Below are 219 nucleotides of genomic sequence, written 5' to 3'. Positions count from 1 at the left end.
AGATCCGCGCACTGGATGTCTACACATTGTCCAACACCGGCGCCTACAGTGAGCACGGTCCCACCACGGTGGGCCTGTCCGGCCATAAGTCCATTCCGCTGTATACGGGCAGCCCGGCCGGTCTTCCAGGTGACAAAAGCCGGGTAGATTTCGGCCACCATGGTCTGTTTGGCACCAAAGCCGCCGCCGATGCGGGGTTTTTCCACATGAATTTTGGAT

The 219-nt window shown here is 58.9% G+C and carries 1 pseudogene; it reads right to left on the bottom strand.

From position 1 onward, the window contains the following. Window positions 1–92 precede the first annotated feature (92 nt). Window positions 93–161: pseudogene (locus H6B10_RS19190) on the bottom strand (hypothetical protein); the annotation flags it as partial. Window positions 162–219: the final 58 nt, after the last annotated feature.

The organism is Gemmiger formicilis, from assembly GCF_016901605.1.
GTDB classification, from domain to species: domain Bacteria; phylum Bacillota; class Clostridia; order Oscillospirales; family Ruminococcaceae; genus Gemmiger; species Gemmiger formicilis_B.
The sequence above is the reverse complement of the archived record's forward strand: the minus strand, read 5'-3'. Positions and strand labels throughout refer to the sequence as shown.